The sequence below is a fragment of the Cellulosimicrobium sp. EB106-03-01-XG111 genome (assembly GCF_058792115.1).
This window is the reverse complement of record NZ_JBYTEQ010000009.1, coordinates 121699-137182: the sequence shown is the minus strand read 5'-3', so window position 1 is coordinate 137182 and position 15484 is coordinate 121699. Positions and strand designations below refer to the sequence as shown.

12 protein-coding genes are annotated in these 15484 nt (G+C 75.4%); 3 read left to right on the top strand and 9 right to left on the bottom strand.

From position 1 onward, the window contains the following. Positions 1-4: 4 nt before the first annotated feature. From murD to mraZ, 8 genes are all read right to left on the bottom strand, one after another. Positions 5-1426, bottom strand: a complete 1422-nt coding sequence (murD, locus tag AC3WT4_RS10165; RefSeq protein WP_492315379.1) for a UDP-N-acetylmuramoyl-L-alanine--D-glutamate ligase — start codon at positions 1424-1426, stop codon at positions 5-7. A 26-nt stretch (positions 1427-1452) separates the two neighbouring features. Continuing rightward, the gene (mraY, locus tag AC3WT4_RS10160) at positions 1453-2535 is read right to left on the bottom strand and encodes a phospho-N-acetylmuramoyl-pentapeptide-transferase (RefSeq protein WP_108051768.1); all 1083 of its coding nucleotides are present in this window, start codon (positions 2533-2535) and stop codon (positions 1453-1455) included. Beyond that, complete coding sequence (locus tag AC3WT4_RS10155) at positions 2532-3980, bottom strand: UDP-N-acetylmuramoyl-tripeptide--D-alanyl-D-alanine ligase (RefSeq protein WP_108051770.1); 1449 nt, start codon at positions 3978-3980, stop codon at positions 2532-2534. Before AC3WT4_RS10155 ends, mraY begins: the two co-directional genes overlap by 4 nt. Further along, positions 3977-5632: a UDP-N-acetylmuramoyl-L-alanyl-D-glutamate--2,6-diaminopimelate ligase gene (locus AC3WT4_RS10150; RefSeq protein ID WP_108051772.1), complete on the bottom strand. Its 1656-nt coding sequence runs from the start codon at positions 5630-5632 to the stop codon at positions 3977-3979. Before AC3WT4_RS10150 ends, AC3WT4_RS10155 begins: the two co-directional genes overlap by 4 nt. A gap of 115 nt (positions 5633-5747) precedes the next feature. Then, the gene (locus tag AC3WT4_RS10145; RefSeq protein ID WP_286186431.1) at positions 5748-7466 is read right to left on the bottom strand and encodes a peptidoglycan D,D-transpeptidase FtsI family protein; all 1719 of its coding nucleotides are present in this window, start codon (positions 7464-7466) and stop codon (positions 5748-5750) included. Between the two features lie 431 nt (positions 7467-7897). After that, complete coding sequence (ftsL, locus tag AC3WT4_RS10140; RefSeq protein WP_074810049.1) at positions 7898-8347, bottom strand: cell division protein FtsL; 450 nt, start codon at positions 8345-8347, stop codon at positions 7898-7900. Then, positions 8344-9405 (bottom strand): 16S rRNA (cytosine(1402)-N(4))-methyltransferase RsmH, encoded by a 1062-nt coding sequence (rsmH, locus tag AC3WT4_RS10135; protein WP_108050182.1) that lies wholly within the window; start codon positions 9403-9405, stop codon positions 8344-8346. The genes ftsL and rsmH overlap by 4 nt, the downstream gene beginning before the upstream one ends. Positions 9406-9565: 160 nt before the next feature. Further along, entirely contained in the window at positions 9566-10000 is a 435-nt protein-coding gene (mraZ, locus tag AC3WT4_RS10130) for a division/cell wall cluster transcriptional repressor MraZ (protein ID WP_031316739.1), read from the bottom strand. Positions 10001-10473: 473 nt separating this feature from the next. Between mraZ and AC3WT4_RS10125 the strand changes: the two genes are divergently transcribed. The 3 genes from AC3WT4_RS10125 (at position 10474) to AC3WT4_RS10115 (ending at position 15120) form a co-directional block, all read left to right on the top strand. Then, entirely contained in the window at positions 10474-11481 is a 1008-nt protein-coding gene (locus tag AC3WT4_RS10125) for an AAA family ATPase (protein WP_074810136.1), read from the top strand. Positions 11482-11563: 82 nt separating this feature from the next. After that, positions 11564-12823, top strand: coding sequence for a DUF58 domain-containing protein (locus AC3WT4_RS10120; RefSeq protein WP_167405778.1), 1260 nt, complete (start codon positions 11564-11566; stop codon positions 12821-12823). Further along, complete coding sequence (locus tag AC3WT4_RS10115) at positions 12820-15120, top strand: transglutaminase TgpA family protein (RefSeq protein ID WP_492315378.1); 2301 nt, start codon at positions 12820-12822, stop codon at positions 15118-15120. The genes AC3WT4_RS10120 and AC3WT4_RS10115 overlap by 4 nt, the downstream gene beginning before the upstream one ends. On the opposite strand, the gene AC3WT4_RS10110 is transcribed toward AC3WT4_RS10115, so the two are convergent. Further along, a complete protein-coding gene (locus AC3WT4_RS10110) occupies positions 15068-15463 on the bottom strand; it encodes an SCO2097 family morphological protein (RefSeq protein ID WP_074810134.1) in 396 nt (131 codons plus the stop codon). The two genes, AC3WT4_RS10115 and AC3WT4_RS10110, sit on opposite strands and share 53 nt — an antisense overlap. Between the last annotated feature and the right edge of the window lie 21 nt (positions 15464-15484).

Genomic DNA, 15484 nt, shown 5'->3' with positions numbered 1-15484 from the left:
CGGCCTACCCGTGGTCGGGGCGCAGGGCGCGCGCCGCCTCGGCGAACGCCTCGCCGCGCGCGGCGTACGAGCGGAACTGGTCCATCGACGCGCCGGCGGGCGCGAGCAGCACCGTGTCGCCGGCCTGCGCGAGGCGGCGGGCGGAGTCGACGGCGCGGGGCATCACGGTCCCAGTGTCGCCAGGATCGACGCGCACGACGGGGATATCGGGCGCGTGTCGGGCGAGCGCACCGGCGAACGGCTCGGCGTCGACGCCGATGAGCACGACGGCGCGCAGCCGGTCGGCGCGCGCGGCGACGAGCTCGTCGAACGACGCCCCCTTCGCGAGGCCGCCCGCGACCCACACGACGGTCCCGGGCGCGAACGCCGCGAGCGACGCGGACGCGGCGTGCGCGTTCGTCGCCTTGGAGTCGTCGACGTAGGCCACCCCGTCGACGGACGCGACCTGCTCGATGCGGTGCGAGCCCGTGCGGAACGTGCGCAGCCCGTCGCGGACCGCGACGGCCGGGACGCCGTGCGCCCGCGCGAGGGCGGCCGCGGCGAGCGCGTTCGCCACGACGTGCGCGGGCACGACGCCGTCGGCCCCCGCGAGGTGCGACAGGTCCGCGAGCGTCGCGAGCTCGGCGGCGTGCGTGTGCCGGTCCGGTGCGTCCGCGGGCGCGTGGAACGCGCGGTCGACGAGCACGTCCTCGACGACGCCGAGCTGGCCGCGCGCCGGGGCGCCGAGCGTGAAGCCGACCGCGCGCGCCCCCTCGACGACGTCCGCCGCCCGGACGAGCGCCTCGGTGCGGGGGTCCGCGACGTTGTAGACGCACGCGACCCGGGCGTCCTCGAAGACGCGGCCCTTGTCGGCCGCGTAGGCATCGATCCCGCCGTGCCAGTCGAGGTGGTCGGGAGCGACGTTGAGGACGGCACCCGCCTCGGGGGACGTCGTGTGCGTGAAGTGGAGCTGGAAGCTCGACAGCTCGACCGCGAGCACCTCGAGCGTCGGGTCGAGCGCGGCCTCGACGACGGGCGTCCCGACGTTCCCGACCGCCGCCGTCCGCAGGCCCGCGGTCCGCAGGATCGTCTCGAGCATCTCGACGGTCGTCGTCTTGCCGTTCGTCCCGGTGACGGCGAGCCAGGGCGCAGGCCGTCCCGACGGGCCGGCGACCCGCAGGCGCCACGCGAGCTCGACCTCGCTCCACACGGGCACGCCCCGCTCCGCGGCGGCGACGAGCAGCGGGTGGCTCGGGCGCCAGCCCGGCGAGACGACGACGAGGTCCGTCGCCGCGAGGTCCACGTCCGCCGCGTCGTGCAGGTCGGCGTCGGCGGCGCCGTCGTCGAGCGTGACGACCGACGCCGCGCGCGGGCGGAGCGCCACCGCCGCGGCGCGCCCGGACACCCCGAGGCCGGCGACGACGACGCGCGCACGCTCGAGCGGCACGGCGAGGTCGTGGGGGTCGCGCGCCACTAGCCGACCACCCACTCCGCGTAGAAGATCCCGATGCCCAGCGCCGCGAACAGCCCGGCGATGAGCCAGAAGCGGATGACGATCGTGACCTCGCCCCACCCGGACAGCTCGAAGTGGTGGTGCAGCGGCGCCATCTTGAACACGCGCCGCCCGGTCATCTTGAAGAACCCGATCTGGATGACGTCGGAGAGCACGATGATGACGAAGAGCCCGCCGATGATGAGCGCCAGGAACTCGGTGCGCGTGAGGATCGACAGGCCCGCGAGCGCGCCGCCGAGCGCGAGCGAGCCCGTGTCACCCATGAAGATCTTCGCGGGGCTCGCGTTCCACCACAGGAACCCGAAGCACGCGCCCACGATCGCGGCGGCCACGATCGCGAGGTCCTGCGGGTCGCGGGTCTCGTAGCAGCTCGGGCCCGCGGACGCGAGGCGCTGGCAGGTCTGGTTGAGCTGCCAGATGCCCACGAGCACGTACGAGCCGAACACGATGAGCGAGACGCCCGTCGCGAGACCGTCCAGACCGTCGGTGAGGTTGACGGCGTTCGACCACGCGGTGATGAGGAAGTTCGCCCAGAGCACGAACAGGATCAGCCCGACGGTGGCGCCCGCGAACGCGAGGTCGAGGTTGGTGTCGCGCAGGAAGGAGATGCGGGTCGACGCCGGGGTGCGGCCGTGCTCGTTGGGGAACTGGAGCGCCAGCACCGCGAACGCGATGCCGACCGCGCCCTGGCCGATGATCTTCGCGCGGGCCGTGAGCCCGAGGCTGCGCTGCTTGCGGATCTTCGTGAAGTCGTCGAGGAAGCCGACGATCCCGAGGCCCGTCATGAGGAAGAGGACGAGCAGCGCGGACACGCTCGGGAACCGCCCCGAGACGACGTACGACATGGCCCAGCCGAGCAGCGTCGCGCCGATGATGACGACCCCGCCCATCGTGGGCGTCCCGCGCTTGGTGAAGTGCGCCGTCGGGCCGTCCTGGCGGACGAACTGCCCGTAGTTGCGGTGCACGAGGAACCGGATGAACAGCGGCGTCCCGAAGAGCGCGACGAGCAGGGAGACGCCCGCCGCGACGATGATCGCGATCACGCGCGTTCACCCCCCGTCGCATCGGCGCCCGCGGCCGCCAGCTCGTCGCCGAGCCGCCACAGCCCGGACCCGTTCGAGGCCTTCACGAGCACGACGTCCCCCTCCTGCAGCTCGTCGCGCAGCAGCGCCGACGCCGTCTCCACGTCGGGGACGAAGCGCGTCTCGTCGCCCCACGACCCCTCCTGGGTGGCGCCGTCGTGGATCCCGCCGGCACCCTCACCGACCACGACGAGCAGCTTGACGTTCAATCGGACCACGAGCCGGCCGATGTCGTCGTGCGCGACGCGCGAGTCCTCGCCGAGCTCCAGCATCTCGCCGAGCACGGCGACGGACCGCCGGTCGCGCCCTGCCATGACGGCGAGCGCCTTGAGCGCGGCGCGCATCGAGTCCGGGTTGGCGTTGTAGGAGTCGTCGATCACCGTGATGCCGTCGGGCCGCTCGGTGACCTGCATCCGGTGCGGGCTCAGGGCGCGCGCGTCGGACAGCCGCGCGACGACGTCGGGCAGCGCGACGCCGAGACGCAGCGCGGCCGTCGCGGCCGCGAGGGCGTTGGTCACGTGGTGCTCGCCGACGAGGCCGAGCGTCACGCGCGCGCTCGTGGCGGCGTCGCGCGTCGCGTCGCCCGACGCACCGGGGCGCACGCGCAGCGCGAAGGACGCCCGGCCCGTGCGGTCGATGCCCAGGTCCTCCGCGCGCACGTCCGCCGCGGGGATCGTCCCGAACGTGACGACCTCGCCCGGCGCGGCGTCGGCCATCGCCGCGACCCGCAGGTCGTCCGCGTTGAGCACGGCGACGCCGCCGGGCGCGAGGCCCGTGACGATCTCGGACTTGGCGCGCGCCACGGCCTCGATCCCGCCGAACTCGCCCAGGTGGGCGCTGCCGACGACGAGCACGACCGAGACGTCCGGGGGCGCGATGCGCGTGAGGTAGCTGAGGTGACCGACTCCGCTCGCGCCCATCTCCAGCACGAGGAAGCGCGTGGACTCGTCGGCCTCGAGGACCGTGAGCGGCAGGCCGATCTCGTTGTTGAACGACCCGCGCGGCACCACGGTGGGGCCCTCGGGTCGCAGGAGCTGCCCGAGCAGGTCCTTCGTCGTCGTCTTGCCGACGGAGCCCGTGACGCCGACCACGCGCAGGTCGCCGCGCTCGCGCAGCGACGCGAGCACGTGGCGGGCCAGCTCGCCCAGCGCGGCCTGGACGTCGTCCACGACGACGCACGGCACGTCGAGCTCGCGCGCGGCGAGGACGAGCGTCGCGCCCGCGGCGACCGCACCGGCGGCGAAGTCGTGACCGTCGACGTGCTCGCCCGGCAGCGCCACGAAGAGCGACCCCGGTGCGACCCGGCGCGAGTCGACGACCACGGGCCCCCCGACCCGTACTTCCGGGTCGGCGGACAGGCGTCCGCCGGTCGCTGCGGCCACCTGCGCCGCAGTGAGCTCGATCATGCGTGGTGCTCCTTCAGGTCGGGGGTGTCGTGAGGCGTCGGCGTCGCGGGGCGCTCCTCGAGCGCGGCCCGCGCCTCGACGCGGTCGTCCAGGGGGTGGTCGACGCCGGCGATCTCCTGCCACACCTCGTGGCCGCGACCCGCGACGAGCACCGTGTCGTCCGGGCCCGCGGCGAGGATCGCCTCGCGGATCGCCCGGGCACGGGGCGCGACCTCGAGCACGACGACGTCGCGCGGCTCGGGCGCGGTGGCCGCCGCCTCGCGCGCGGCGTGGGCGCCCGGGAGCACCTCCGCACGGATCGCGGCCGGGTCCTCGCCGTGCGGGTCGTCGTCGGTCACCACCACGACGTCGGCGCCCTCGACCGCGACGCCGCCCATCGTGGGGCGCTTGCCGCGGTCCCGGTCGCCGGTCGCACCGAACACGACCACGAGCCGGCCGGGAGTCGTCGGCCGCAGCGCGTCGAGCGCGAGGGCGAGCGCGTCCGGGTTGTGGGCGAAGTCGACGACGACGCGCGGGCGGTGCGGCGGCTCGGAGACGACCTCCATGCGGCCCGGGACGGCCGGGTCGAGCCCACCGGCCGCCGCGAGGGCCGTCTCGAGGTCGCGCGCGTCCGTGCCCGCCTCGAGCACCAGGGCGAGAGCGAGGGCAGCGTTGGCGACGTTGAAGTGCCCGGGCAGCGACGTCGTCGTGCGCACGCTCCGGCCGTCGCGGTGGCGCAGCGTGAACGCCGAGCCTCCCGCCGCCGACGGCTCGACGTCGTGCACGGTCCAGTCCGCCGCGGGCTGCTCGTCGCCCGCCGCGGTCGGGCCCACGCGCAGCGTCGCGACCGGGACGCGCGCGGCCGAGACCATGCGCTCGCCCCACGCGTCGTCGACCACGACGACGCCGCGGCGCGCGTGCTCGGGCGTGAAGAGCAGCGCCTTGGCCTCGAAGTACTCCTGGAGGTCGCCGTGGAAGTCGAGGTGGTCCTGGCTGAGGTTCGTGAAGCCGACGACGTCGTACACGAGCCCGTCGACGCGGTGGAGCGCGAGCGCGTGCGACGAGACCTCCATCGCGAGCGTGCGCACGCCGTCCTCGCGCATCGCCGCGAGCAGGGCCTGGAGGTCCGCGGCCTCGGGGGTCGTGAGGCGGCTCGGCAGGACGCGGTCGCCCGAGCGCATCTCCACCGTCCCGATGAGACCGCCCGTCCAGCCGAGCGCGCGCAGCGCGTGGTCGACGAGGTAGGTCGTCGTGGTCTTGCCGTTCGTGCCCGTCACGCCGAAGGTCGTGAGGTCCTGCGCGGGGGCGCCGTACACCCAGGCCGCCACGGGGCCGAGCAGCGCGCGCGGGTCCGGTGCGACGAGCACCGGCACGTCGAGGCCGGCGTCCGCGAGCAGGGCGGCGCCCTCGGGGTCCGTGAGGACGGCACGGGCGCCGCGACCCACGGCGGCGGGCGCGAACCGCGCCCCGTGCGCGCGGGCGCCGGGGAGCGCCACGAAGAGGTCGCCCGCGTCCGCGGTGCGGTCGTCCGACGCCACCGACCACACCTCGGCGGAGACCGGCGCCGTGGCCGCGCCACCTGGGCGGACGTCGAGCCCGAACCGTGCTGCCAGGTCCACCACCGACCGGCGGGTGGTCGTGGCAGGGCGAAGACGGTCGATCGGGGATGTCACGTGTAGAACCTACCGTGCCGGGACGGACGGCCCCGCAAGCCCGCGGGCCGCTGCGCCCGGCCCGGGGCGCGCTTCACGGGACCTTCACCGGCGACCGGGAGAGGGGCGGTGAGGTTCACCACGTCGTCGGGAGCGGCACGTAGGGCTCGGTGCTCGGCTGGACGCCCTCGTGCTCGAGGGTGAAGCCCATGATCTCGCTGAACACCGGCGCCGCGACCACGCCGCCGAAGATCGACGAGTGCGGGTTCTTGAGGAACACCGACACGGTGTACCGGGGGTCGTCGGCGGGCGCGACACCGATGAACGAGGCCATGATCCCGGACAGCCGCCCGTCCTCGCCGGCCGCCTCCGCGGTACCGGTCTTGCCGGCGACGCGGTAGCCCGGCACCGAGGCGCTCGAGCCGGTGCCCTCCTCCACGACGGACTCCATCATGTGCAGCACCGTGTCCGCGGTCTCCTGGGACACGACGCGCTCTGGTGCCGGGCGCTCCGCGGGCACGAGCTCGCCGCGCTCGTCCGTCGTCCCGGCGACGATGCTCGGGGTCGCACGGACCCCGCCGTTCGCGATCGTCGAGAAGACGCTCGTCGCCTGGATCGCGTTGACCGACACGCTCTGGCCGAAGAGCACGGCGTACTCGGTACGGCCGTCCCACGAGTCCGCCGGGTGCAGGATGCCCGCCGACTCGCCCGGCAGGCCGAGACCCGACTTCTGGCCGAAGCCGAACTTCCGCAGGTAGTCGTAGCGGACCTGCTTGGGGAGCTTCTCGCCGACCTGGACCGTACCCGTGTTCGAGGACTCCGCGAGGATGCCCGCGAGCGTGAGGCGCTGCACCGGGTGGTCGTGCGAGTCCTTGAAGGTCTGGCCGTTCGGCGTCGTGTAGCGGTCGGGCACCTCGAACCGCGACCCGGCGTCCGCGAAGCCGCCCTCGATGGCCGCGGCCATCGTCACGACCTTGCCCGTCGACCCGGGGTCGAACACGTTCGCGACGGCGCGGCTCGGGCGCGCGACCGCATCCGTCGAGCGGTCGTTCGGGTTCACCGTGCCCGAGTCGGCGAGCGCGAGCACCTCGCCCGTCCGGACGTCCTGCACGACGGCGATCGCGTACTCCGCGCCCGTGTCGCTCACGGCCCGGTCGACCGAGTCCTGCGCCTTCCACTGCACGTCGCGCGAGAGCGTGAGCCGCACGTTCCGGCCGGGCACCGCGTCGACGACGTCGCACCGGCCCGTCGGGATGAGCTGTCCACCGAGCCCCGCCTCGCAGCGGCGCGAGCCCGGCGTCCCGGCGAGGACGCCGTCGTACGACGCCTCGATGCCTCCCCCGCCCGTCTGCTCGTCGTTGACGAAGCCCACGAGGTTGCCGGCGACCGTGCCCGCCGGGTACGTGCGCTCGCTCGTCATCGTGGTGCTGACGAACGCGGACAGCCGCAGGTCGGCGATCTGGCGCTGCACCTCGGGCGTGACGTCCTTCTCGAGGATGAGGTACCGCGACGTGCCGACGAGGTCGGCCGCCAGCTCGACCGCGGACCGGTCGAGGATCGGGGCGAGCAGCTTCGCGACGCCGACCGCGCCGCCCTCCTCGAGCGGCTCGCCGGCGACGAGGTCGCCGGAGCGCGGCTCGAACCGCGCGATCGCCTGGAGGTCGGCCGCGACGGTGTACCGGTCCACCGACGTCGCGAGCACCACGCCGTCGGCGTCCGTGATGTCGCCGCGGTGCGCGAGCGTCGTCGAGCTGCGCGTGCGGTCGTTCTGGGCCTCGGCCGCGAGCGCGGGCCCGCGGAGCACCTGGACGTTGACGAGCTGCGCGATGAACACCGCGGTGATGACGCCCGCCACGACGATGAGCCAGCGCTGCCGCCGCTCGGGTCGGCCGGGCTCGCGCGTGCTCCTCGCCGGACGTGCCGGCGGACGGCCGGCGCCCCGCGGCGCGCGCGCCGTCGGGGCGCGCCCTGACGTGCTGCGCGCCGTCGACGCGCGTCCGGGCGTCGCGCGCGCCGAGGGGGTGCGCGCGGACGAGGTACCACCGGGGCGCGCGCCGCCGGACGTACCGCCCGACGCGGACCGTGCTGGCGCGCTCCGGGCGGTCGGCGCCGGGCGGCCCGCCGTCACGGGGCGGCCCGTCGCCGCCGTGCCGGTGGGCGCCCGCCGCGCACCGGACGCAGGACGGCCCCCCGAGGAGGCCCGGGAGGCCGCGGTGGCGGGACGGGGGCGTGGGGTGCCCGCCGCCGGTCGTGACCGGCCGGTGCGCCCGGCGCCCGTGCCCTGCGTCACTCCCCCGCCCCCTCCTGCGCGACGCCGAGGACCGTGCCGTCGGACAGCCGGACCATCGCCGGGTCCTGCGCCTCGACCATGCCGAGCCCGCGCGCGGTCTCCGGCAGCGCCGTCTTCTGCTCGGCGACCTGCAGCTGCAGGCTCTGCGTGTCCTGGGCCACGCGGCTCACCTCCCGGCGCAGCTCCGACATCTCGTAGGAGTTGCGCGCCATCGTCGTGTTCACCAGGAGAGCACACAGGAGCGCGGCGCCGAGGATCGACATGCAGACCACGAGGAACGGGACCTTGGAGCGCGCCTGCAGCGGCGCCCGGACGAGCTCGAGCCGCGAGCGCAGCGCCCGCTCGGACGCGCCGCCCGGCAGGGCGGTCAGCGACGGGCGCGGCGCGGGCGCCGGCCGGGCCGGGCGCGGGAGCGGGCGGGCGGCGGTCGACCTCTGTGCGCTCATCGTGTCGTCTCCCCCGGGTCGTGCGGTCGGTCGGTCGGTCGGTGGCCGGACGCCGGCGAGCGGCGGGCGGCGGACGGGCGGCGGTGCGGTGGTGTCGGGCGGGTGCGCTCGGCGGCCCGCAGGCGCACGGACGCGGACCGCGGGTTCGTCTCGCGCTCCCCGGCCGGCGCCTCCTCGGCCCCTCGGGTCAGCAGGCGCAGGTACGGCTGGTCCTGCTCGGGCACGACCGGCAGCCCGGCGGGCGCGCTGATCGTCGCGCCGGCGGCGAGCACACGCTTGACGATGCGGTCCTCGAGCGAGTGGTACGACTCGACGACGATCCGCCCGCCCACGGCCAGCACGTCCACCGCGGCGGGGACGGCGCGCTCGAGGACCTCGAGCTCGCCGTTCACCTCGATCCGCAGCGCCTGGAACGTGCGCTTGGCGGGGTTGCCGCCCGTCGTGCGGGTGGCCGCCGGGATCGACGCGCGGACCAGGTCGACGAGGTCCGCGCTGCGCTCCCACGGCTGCTGCTCGCGCCGGCGCACCACGGCCCGCGCGATGCGCTGGGCGAACCGCTCCTCGCCGTAGTCGCGCAGGATCCGCGTGAGCGCGCGCTCGTCGTACGTGTTGAGGACGTCCGCGGCCGTGAGGCCCACGGTCGGGTCCATGCGCATGTCGAGCGGGGCGTCGTGGGCGTAGGAGAACCCGCGCTCCGTCTCGTCGATCTGGAGCGAGGAGACGCCGAGGTCCATGAGGACGCCCTGGACGGGTGCCCCGACCACGTCCGCGACGACGTCGTCGATCTCGTCGTACACGGCGTGCACGGCGCGGAAGCGTTCGCCGAAGCGCGCGAGGCGGCGCGACGCGCGGTCGATCGCCTCGGGGTCGCGGTCGATGCCGACCACGCGCGCCGTCGGCACCTGCTCCAGGACGGCCTCCGTGTGACCGCCCATGCCGAGCGTGCAGTCGACGAGCACGGCGCCCGGCTCGCGGAGGACGGGCGCGAGCAGGTCGACGCAGCGCTGGAGGAGGACCGGGACGTGCCGCTCGGCGGCGTCGTCGGGGGTGCTCGTCACGTCCTCCTCCTCTCCGTGCTGTCGGTCTCGTCGCTGCTGGTGATGCTGTGCTGTCGGCTCCGTACGGTCAGGTCTCCCTCCGCGTCCTTTCTGGCGCCGGGGAAGTGCGCCAGACCGGGCGGGAGGAGGCCTCACCGTGCGGAGCCGGGGGTGCTCGGCCCTAGAAGCGCAGGTCCGGGAACACCTCCTCCGCGGTGTCGGAGTACGCCGACTCCTGCTCCGCGAGGTACGTCTCCCACGCCTGCGCGTCCCAGATCTCGACGCGCGTGCCGGCGCCGATCACGGCGACGTCGCGGTCGAGCCCCGCGTACGCCCGCAGGGGCGCGGGGATCGAGACACGTCCCTGCTTGTCCGGGATCTCGTCGCTCGCCCCCGAGAGGAAGACGCGCAGGTAGTCCCGGGCCTGCTTGCTCGTCACCGGCGCCTGCCGGATCTGGTCGTACATGCGCCGGAACTCGTCCATCGGCAGCAGGAACAGACAGCGCTCCTGCCCCCGTGTCATGACGAGACCCGGAGCGAGCCGCGACCGGAACTTCGCGGGGAGGATGAGCCTCCCCTTGTCGTCCAGACGCGGCGTGAAGGTGCCCAGGAGCAGGCCGGAGGAACCGCCGAGCACGTCGTCCACGAAGCCGGACATGCACCAGGCACCTCCCCTCCTTCTCCCTTCTGCTCCACGGTACTCCACTTCCCTCCACCGCTCTCGGCGAAACTCCTGAGTTTCACCCGTCTTCGCAGGATCTCCGCAGGTCAGAGAGGGTGGAGCGAGGTGGAGGGGAGAACTCCCCGGGCGCGTCGCGCGCGCCGTCCCGGGAGCCCGCCGTCGCGTGCCCGGCCGTCCGGGCGCGCGCCCGGGCGCTCCTGGCGGGTCCCCCGGCGAGGGCGCGGGCTCCCGCAGAGGGAGAGCTGGCTCCCGTGGAGGGAGAGGGAGGGAGCACGGGGCGGCCGGGGCCGCACGGCCCCGGGCCGGGGTCGGCGGACCTGCCTCCGTCAACTAGGCTCTTCCCACCCGCGGTCTCGCCGGTCCGCGGCCCTGCGCCACCGACGACGGAGGTCCCCGTGCTCCCCGACATCGCCCCTGTCGCGCCCTCCGACGAGCCCGGGTCAGGTCGCCTCCCCGGACTCGACGAGCTGGTCGAGACGACCGGACGGATCCGCTCCGGCATCGAGTCCGTGGTCACCGGGCGGCCGGACCTCGTGACCGTCACCGTCGCCGTCCTCCTGGCGCAGGGGCACCTCCTCGTCGAGGACGTCCCCGGCGTCGGGAAAACGACGCTCGCCAAGGCCCTGGCACGCACGATCGACTGCAAGGTCGGCCGCATCCAGTTCACGCCCGACCTCCTGCCGAGCGACCTCACCGGCGTCAACATCTACCGCGCCGCGAACCACGAGTTCGAGTTCCGCCCGGGCCCCGTCTTCTCCAACATCGTCATCGGCGACGAGATCAACCGCGCCTCCCCCAAGACCCAGTCGGCGCTCCTGGAGTGCATGGAGGAGGGCCAGACGACGGTCGACGGCACGACCCACATGCTCCCGAGCCCGTTCCTCGTCGTCGCGACCCAGAACCCGGTCGAGATGGAGGGCACCTACCCTCTCCCCGAGGCCCAGCGCGACCGCTTCATGGCGCGGCTCACCGTGGGGTACCCCGACGTGGACGCCGAGCTGCGCATGCTCGACCGCCAGGAGACGGACAACCCGCTCGCGCACCTGCGGCCCGTGACCACCGGCGCGGACGTGCTGCGGTTCGCCCAGGTCGCGCGCTCGGTCCACGCGTCCACGGCCGTCAAGCGCTACGTCCTCGCGCTGGTCACCGCGACGCGCGAGCACCCCGGCCTGCGCCTCGGCGCCTCCCCCCGCACGACGCTCCAGCTCCTGCGCGCGGCCAAGTCCCTGGCCGCGATGGCGGGCCGCGACCACGTGCTCCCCGACGACGTGCAGTACCTCGCGGTGCCCGTGCTCGCGCACCGGCTCGTCGTCACCACCGAGGCGCGGCTCTCGGGCCAGGACGCCGAGGCCGTCGTCGCGTCCCTCGTGGCGCAGACGCCGATCCCCGCGCTGGACGCGACCGAGCGACGCTGACGTGCGCGGCCCGTCGTTCCTCGCGCGGCTCCGGCGCAGGACCCGGAGCCTCGCCAGCGCGCGCCCCACGCGACGGGGCACCGTGGTGCTCGGCGCGGGAGCGGCGCTCGTGGTGCTCGGCGTCACGCTCGGCCTGCCCGACCTCGTCGGGCTCGGTGCCGCCGGGATCCTCGCCGTCGGTGCCGCGTGGTGCTGGATGGCGGTCCGACGCATCGACCGGGGGCGCGGCGCGCTGCACGTGACGCGGCGCGTCCAGCCCAACCCCGCCGTGCGCGGCCAGTTCACGACCGCGCGCCTGGCCGTCGCGGCGGCGCGCACGACGTCGTCGACGGCGTCCACGCTCGCGCGCCTGCGGATCAGCGAGCAGGCCGCGCACGAGCTGTGCGACCAGGGCTCGCTGCGCGCGCAGGTCGCGACGGTCGGCGACCACATCGCCGTGCGGTACCGGCTGCGGCCGCTGCGACGCGGCCGGTGGCCGCTCGGCCCGCTCCTCACGACGCGGACCGACCTGTTCGGGCTCGTCAGCGCGACGCAGGAGCTCGGCGACCCGACCGCGGTGGCCGTCTGGCCGCGCACCGTCGAGCTGCCCGTGCGCGGGACGCGGGCGTTCGGCGAGCACGAGCGCTCGGCCTCCGGCGCGAGGCTCGCGTCGAGCGACGACTCGATCCTGCGCGACTACGTCACCGGCGACGACCCCCGCCGCGTGCACTGGGTCAGCGCCGCGCGCCGCGGCCAGCTCATGGTGCGCTCCGACGAGAGCGCCGGGCTGCCGCCCGTCACGGTGCTCCTCGACCGGGGCCTCCTGCCGCACCCCGAGCTCGCCGCGTCGAGCCCCCGCGCGCTGGCCGACGGCGAGTGGGCCGTCGAGTGCGCGGCGTCGATCGGGGTGTCCCTGCTCCAGGCGGGGCACCCCGTCCGCCTCGTCCCCACGTCGCTCGCCGCGGTGGTCTCCGGCACGGGGTTCCGGGTCAACCGGTCCGGCGAGGGCCCGGCCGACCTGCTCGACGCCACGGTCGACCTGCACGGGCACCAGGTGGTCGCGGACGCCGACCGCTCGGTCGTCACGACGTCCGAGGCGCTGCGCCGCGACCGTCGCCCGGGCGAGATCACCGTCGCCGTCCTCGGCCCGCTCGGCTCCGTCGCCCGGCACACCGTCGCCGCGATGGCCGGCGACGGCGTCCACCGCGCCCTCGTGGTGAGCACCCGGCCGTGGGCGCCCGAGCACGCCGACGCCGTCGAGACCGTCGCCGCGCTCCGCTCGACGGGGTGGCACGCCGCCCTCGTCGACCCGTCCGTGTCGCTCGAGCACGCCTGGACCCTGCTCGTGGAGGGCTCACGATGACCGCACCCCGACCGGACACCTCGGCTTCCGCGGGCCTGCGCGTGCTCGCGACGAGCGCGCTCGTCGCCACGGCGGTCGTCGCGTCGGCGTACGCGCTGGGCAGCGTCGTCGGGCCCGGCGGCTGGACGGGCACGGTGGTCCGCGTCGTCGCCGTGCTCGCCCTCGTCACGGGCCTCAGCCGGTGGGCGCTCGAACGGAGCCACGCGGCGCGCGGCGAGGTGCTCGCCCCGCCGGCGGCGCTCCTCCCCTCGCTCGCGGGGCTCGTCGTCGGGCTGTGGGCCCTGCTGGGGCTGTACGGCGGGCCGACGGACCGGTTCTCGCTCCTCATCGGCCTGTCCAACGTGGACCGCGTGCTGTCCCGCCTCGCCACCGCGCGCGACCTCACGCTCGCAGAGGTCGCGCCGATCGACCCCAGCCTGCCGATCGCGCTCCTGGCGGTCGGCGGCGCGGTCGTGGTGCTCGTCGTCGCCGACCTCATGGCCGGGGGGCTGCGGCTCGGCGCGGGCGTCGCGCTGCCGCTCCTCGCCCTGTGGGTGCCCGGGCTCGTCATCGTCGGCGAGATCCCGCCCCTCGCGTTCGTCGTGACGGTGGCCGCCCTCGTGCTCCTCCTCGCCGTGGACAACCCGCACCGCGCGGTGCGGCGCGGGACGTCCGCGCGGCGCCCGGAGGACCGCGCCGCCGGCGGTCTGCGCGCCGCGGGCGCGCTCGTCGTGGCGGTCGCCGTGGCCGTCACCGCGCTGGGTCTCGGGTCCGCGAGCGCCTCGCTCCCCGAGGTGGCGTCCGCGTCGTGGTCGCGCCTCTTCTCCTCGACCGGCCAGACCGTCCGGCTCTCCGACGACCTGGACATGCGGCGCGACCTCGCCGAGCGCTCGGGCGAGGTCGTCCTGCGCTACCGGACCGACGGCGAGGGCGTCGGTCCCCTGCGGGTCTTCACGCTCACCGGCTTCGACGGCACCAACTGGCGCCGCGGCGCCGACCGCGACGGCACGCCCATCGACGGCGGCGAGCAGCTCCTGTGGCCCGACGACCCGGGCGCGACCGGGGACCCCACGTCGCTGCGCGTCACGCTCGAGTCGCTGCGCGACACCAAGCTGCCCGTCCCGACCGAGCCGCGCTCCGTCGGCATCGACGGCGACTGGGCGTACGACGACGTGCGCGACGAGGTGCTCGGCGTGCAGCCGACGGGCGCGGGCACGTCCTACGAGCTCACGGTCTTCCCGCGGCCGCTCGACGCGGACGCGTTGCGCGGTGCCAGCGGCGCGGACCCGGACGACCCGAACTACCTCGACGTGCCCGCGACGGAGCACGAGCAGGACATCCGCGACCTCGCGACGGCCGTCGTCGACGGTGCGACGACGCGCTACGACCAGGCGCTCGCGCTGCAGACCTACTTCCGCGACATCTCGCAGTTCACGTACTCCACCGAGGTCCCGCCGGGCGACTCGGGCGACGCCGTCTGGGACTTCCTCCAGGACCGGACGGGCTACTGCGTCCAGTTCGCGACGTCGATGACGATGATGGCCCGCACGCTCGGCATCCCCGCGCGGCTGGGCGTCGGGTTCCTCCCGGGCGAGCGCGTCGACGAGGCGAGCTACGAGGTCACGGGCCGGGACTCCCACGCGTGGCCCGAGCTGTACTTCCCGGGCCAGGGCTGGGTGCGCTTCGAGCCGACGCCCGCCCAGCAGACCGGTCCGACGCCGGCGTGGGCCACCCCGGTCGCCGTCACGCCCGGCGGCCCGGCGGACCCCGGGAACGTCCCGACGCCGGGCGCCACCACGGCCGCGCCGTCGGCGGCGCCGACGCCGACACCCACCGCCCCGGGGGCCGGCGGCACGACGGGCGGCACGCAGGAGGACTCCACCCCGTGGCCGCTCGTCGTGGGCGTGGCCACGCTCGTCGCGGCGGTGCTCGCCGCAGGGCTGTGGTTCGTGCTGCGCCGACGGAGCGAGGTGGAGAGCCTGCGGGACGCGGAGGACGCGTGGGCCGAGCTCGTGGCGCGGCTCGGTGCGCTGGACGTGCGGTGGCCGTCGTCCACGACGCCGCGCCGCGTGCCCGCCGTCGTCGTCGCGGCGCTGCAGGGACGGCGCGGGGTCGACGCCGGGGACGAGGACGTCGCCGAGGCGCTCACAGCTCTCGCGTCGGCGCTCGAGTCGGAGCGCTACGCCCCGCGTCCGCGCGAGACGGTCACCCCCGAGCACCTCCAGGCGCTCGTCGACGCCGCGGTCGAGGGGATCGAGAGGTCGCTCAGCGACCGTCCTGCTCGCGCCGACGGTCCCAGCGCTCTTCGAGTCGGCTGAGGAACGGCTTCCGCGACGTCCTGCTCGCCGAGGCCGGGCGGACGGTGCCGTCGGGGTCGACGGTGCCCACCGGTCCCTTGCGGGACGCACGCGGCGCCTGGAAGACCAGCACGACGCCGGCGAACATGAGGACGAAGCCGATGACGCCGAGCCAGGTCTGCGAGAGCGCGGCGCCCAGCACCAGCAGGAGCAGCCCTCCCACGACGCCGACACCGGCAAGGACGTAGCGCAGCGCAGAGCGACGTCGAGGGGCCTGGAGCGTGTTCGCCAACCGCGGATCGTCCGAGGTGAGCGCGCGCTCCATCTGCTCCAAGACCCGCTGCTCGTACTCAGACAGAGGCATGAGCACCCCGATTCTCCACGG

What these genes read in the sequence shown, in the direction of transcription:
- AC3WT4_RS10155 (WP_108051770.1), bottom strand. Translation starts at nt 3,980, where the DNA reads ATGATCGAGCTCACTGCGGCGCAGGTGGCCGCAGCGACCGGCGGACGC.
- ftsL (WP_074810049.1), bottom strand. Translation starts at nt 8,347, where the DNA reads ATGAGCGCACAGAGGTCGACCGCCGCCCGCCCGCTCCCGCGCCCGGCC.
- AC3WT4_RS10115 (WP_492315378.1), top strand. Translation starts at nt 12,820, where the DNA reads ATGACCGCACCCCGACCGGACACCTCGGCTTCCGCGGGCCTGCGCGTG.
- AC3WT4_RS10110 (WP_074810134.1), bottom strand. Translation starts at nt 15,463, where the DNA reads ATGCCTCTGTCTGAGTACGAGCAGCGGGTCTTGGAGCAGATGGAGCGC.